The organism is Halorubrum sp. AJ67, from assembly GCF_000513435.1.
The window spans coordinates 273,095-276,348 of record NZ_CBVY010000003.1; the positions used below are offsets into that span (position 1 = coordinate 273,095).

Sequence of the window (3,254 nt, forward strand, 5' to 3'; positions counted from 1 at the left end):
CGCTCGTCTCGCGGCCGGGCGTCACCCAGCGGGTCGCGCTCGGCGCGCTGTTCGGGCTGTTCATGTTCGAGTCCGTGGCCGCGAGCACCGACTTCGCGGCGCTCGGCGACGCGAGTCTGACGGCGCACTACGACCCCTCCGCGGTCCTCGTGTTGGGCGAGTACGACCTGACGGGCGCGGCGACGCTGCTCGCGGCGACGGGCGTCCTCGTCGTGCTCGCCGTCGTCCGGTTCCGGCGCGCGGACCTCTCGGGGTGACGCGCTCGCTCGCCTCTTCCGCCGCTCTCCGTTTCGTTCGGGGCGACACCGCGCGTGTCCCTTTTTAGGAAGATACTTCCCTGTGCCTGCCGGATCGAAGAACATGAGTACCTACACGGTGAGTGGACGGTTCCAGAGCCGAGACGGCTTCCAGCCGTTCACGAAGGACGTCGAGGCGGAAAACGAGGATCTCGCCCGCGAGCGGATCTACACCAACGTCGGGAGCCAGCACAACCGCAAGCGCACCCAGATCGAGATCGAGGAGGTGTCCGCGGCATGATGGGCGGCGGACAACAGCAGCTCCAGCAGCTCTCGCAGGAGCTGCAGGCGCTCGACGAGGAGATCGAAGAGCTCGAAGCCGAGATCGCCGACCTCCGCGAGGAGCAGGCCGACATCGACGACGCGGTCGAAGCCATCGAGACGCTCGACACGGGCGCGGCCGTTCAGGTCCCGCTCGGCGGCGGCGCGTACCTCCGCGCCGAGGTTCAGGACATCGACGAGGTCATCGTCTCGCTCGGCGGCAACTACTCCGCGGAGCAGGAGCAGGACGACGCCATCGACGTGCTCCGAAGCAAACAGGAGTCGCTCGACGAGCGCATCGAGGAGACGGAAGCGGAGGTCGACGAGCTGGAGTCCGAGAGCGACGAGCTCGAACAGCAGGCCCAGCAGATGCAACAGCAGATGCAACAACAGCAGATGCAGCAGATGCAGGCGCAGGAAGAAGACGGAGAGTAATCGAGGGCCCAGACCGTGTTCGACGGACTGAAAGACAAGCTCTCCGGCTTCCGAGAGGACGTCGAGGAGTCGACGGAGACCGAGGAAGAAGCCCCTCCCGAGGCGGACGCGTCAGCCGAGAACGACGCGGCCGACGAGAGCGGCGCACCTGCGGCTGACGCCCCTGAAGCCGCTGCTGCCGACCGTGCCGAAGCGGACTCGGACGACGAGGCCGGGTCGGACGACGAGCCGAGCACCTTCCAGCGCGCCAAGGCGTTCGCCACCGGCCGGATCATCATCGAGGAGGAGGACTTAGAGGAGCCGCTGTGGAACCTCGAGATGGCGCTGCTCGAAAGCGACGTGGAGATGAGCGTCGCCGAGCAGATCCTCGATTCCGTCCGCGAGAGCATGCTCGGCGAGTCGCGCAAGCAGGTCGACACGACCGGCGAACTCGTCGAGGCGGCGCTTCACGACGCTCTCGTCGACGTCATCGCGGTCGGGCAGTTCGACTTCGAGGAGCGGATCGCCGAGGCCGACAAGCCGGTCACCATCGTCTTCACCGGCGTCAACGGCGTCGGGAAAACGACGAGCATCGCGAAGCTGTCGGAGTGGCTCGGCGACCGCGGCTACTCATCCGTCCTCGCGAACGGCGACACGTACCGCGCGGGCGCGAACGAGCAGATCCGCGAGCACGCCGACCGGCTCGGCCGCGACCTGATAAGCCACGACCAGGGCGGCGACCCGGCGGCGGTCATCTACGACGGCGTCGAGTACGCCGAGGCGAACGACATCGACGTGGTGTTGGGCGACACCGCGGGTCGGCTCCACACGAGCGACGACCTGATGGCCCAGTTGGAGAAGATCGACCGCGTCGTCGACCCCGACATGACTCTCTTCGTCGACGAGGCAGTCGCGGGGCAGGACGCGGTCAACCGCGCGAAGGAGTTCGACGACGCCGCCGCCATCGACGGCGCAATTCTCACGAAGGCGGACGCCGACTCCTCCGGCGGCGCAGCCATCTCGGTCGCGTACGTCACCGGGAAGCCGATCCTTTTCCTCGGCACCGGGCAGGGGTACGACGACCTCGCGCTGTTCGACCCCGAAGAGCTCGTCGAGAGCCTGCTCGACGAGGAGTGACTCCCTGGGCGGCACGCGCCGCTCGTCTCCCGGTTTCGATGAGAACGCTCGTAGCTACGCCACCGCAATTCGGGACCGAAACTCGGCCCGTCCGCTCGCAGGTAGGCCGGTCGCTCGGAACAGCGCGCCCGCGCCGTCGCCCTCGCGCTCCCTGTCGCCGCCGGCGAGCGCGGTCGTGAGGTACAGCGCGTCACACGACGGACCCGCGAACGTCACGGACGCGACCTTCCGCGCCGGGAGTCCGATCGCCGCCACCGCCCTTCCACTCGGGTCGTAGCGAACGGCTCGCCCGCCGTCCCACCGAGCCGACCAGAGGTGGTCCTCGGCGTCGACGGTCAGACCGTCGGGAACACCGTCTCCGGGCGGTGTCTCGACGAATTCGCGGCGGTTCGCTATCTCGCCGGTGACGTAGTCGTAGTCGAACGCGTCGATCCGTCGCGCCTCCGACTCGGTGAGGTAAAACGTCGTGCCGTCGCCGGAAAAGCCCATCCCGTTCGGGATGTCCAGTCCCTCGACGACGACGCGCGCCGAGCCGTCCGTGTCGATCCGGTAGAGGTCGCCGAGCGTGCCCTCGGTCGGCATCGTCCCGGCGAACACCCGCCCCTCGGGGTCCGCGATCACGTCGTTGAACCGGCCCGCCGCGTCGACCGTGAGGACGGTCTCTGTGTCGGATTCCCCCGGAACGAAGCGTTCGACCGCTCCGTGGGTGAACAGAAGCAGCGCCCCGTCGGACTCGATCGTATACCCCCCGATGGGGACACCGTCCGTCTCGTACGCGACCGCGTTCTCGCCCGTCTCGGGGTCGTACCGGTACAGCACGCCCGCCGGGATGTCGACCCAGTAGAGTCGGCGTTCCGCGGGGTGCCACAGCGGCCCCTCGCCGGTGTGTGCCCGCGCGTCCGCGACGCGTTCGGTTCGAGCCATACGGGGTAATCCCGAACGTCGCCACTTGAGTGTGTCCGCTGACTCGACGGGTCTCGTTCGCGGGGTCCGTTTTCGCGCCCGTCAGTCGTCGCCGGGCCGTCCCGCGGGTTCACCGCGTTCGCCGCCGGGGTGAGCCGCAGTCGATCCGGACTCGGCGCGGTCGACGATCCGGACCGCGGCGGACACCGACCCGACGCCGAGCGCGACGCCGACCACGACGTC

General features: G+C 68.7%; 4 protein-coding genes and 1 pseudogene. 4 read left to right on the forward strand and 1 reads right to left on the reverse strand.

What is annotated here, in order from left to right; translation table 11 throughout:
* From BN903_RS04795 to ftsY, 4 genes and pseudogenes are all read left to right on the forward strand, one after another.
* Positions 1-257 (forward strand): annotated as a pseudogene (locus BN903_RS04795) (ABC transporter permease); the annotation flags it as partial.
* A gap of 103 nt (positions 258-360) precedes the next feature.
* On the forward strand, positions 361-537 hold the full coding sequence (gene rpl18a / locus BN903_RS04800; protein ID WP_006629917.1) for a 50S ribosomal protein L18Ae: 177 nt from the start codon (positions 361-363) through the stop codon (positions 535-537).
* Positions 537-992: a prefoldin subunit alpha gene (gene pfdA, locus BN903_RS04805; protein WP_048076623.1), complete on the forward strand. Its 456-nt coding sequence runs from the start codon at positions 537-539 to the stop codon at positions 990-992. The genes rpl18a and pfdA overlap by 1 nt, the downstream gene beginning before the upstream one ends.
* A gap of 15 nt (positions 993-1,007) precedes the next feature.
* Positions 1,008-2,108, forward strand: coding sequence for a signal recognition particle-docking protein FtsY (gene ftsY, locus BN903_RS04810; protein ID WP_048076624.1), 1,101 nt, complete (start codon positions 1,008-1,010; stop codon positions 2,106-2,108).
* Positions 2,109-2,162: 54 nt separating this feature from the next.
* On the opposite strand, the gene BN903_RS04815 is transcribed toward ftsY, so the two are convergent.
* Positions 2,163-3,032, reverse strand: coding sequence for an SMP-30/gluconolactonase/LRE family protein (locus tag BN903_RS04815; protein ID WP_048076625.1), 870 nt, complete (start codon positions 3,030-3,032; stop codon positions 2,163-2,165).
* Positions 3,033-3,254: the final 222 nt, after the last annotated feature.

Coding starts and splice junctions, on each gene's coding strand:
- rpl18a (WP_006629917.1), top strand. CDS start 361: ATGAGTACCTACACGGTGAGTGGACGGTTCCAGAGCCGAGACGGCTTC.
- pfdA (WP_048076623.1), top strand. CDS start 537: ATGGGCGGCGGACAACAGCAGCTCCAGCAGCTCTCGCAGGAGCTGCAG.
- BN903_RS04815 (WP_048076625.1), bottom strand. CDS start 3,032: ATGGCTCGAACCGAACGCGTCGCGGACGCGCGGGCACACACCGGCGAG.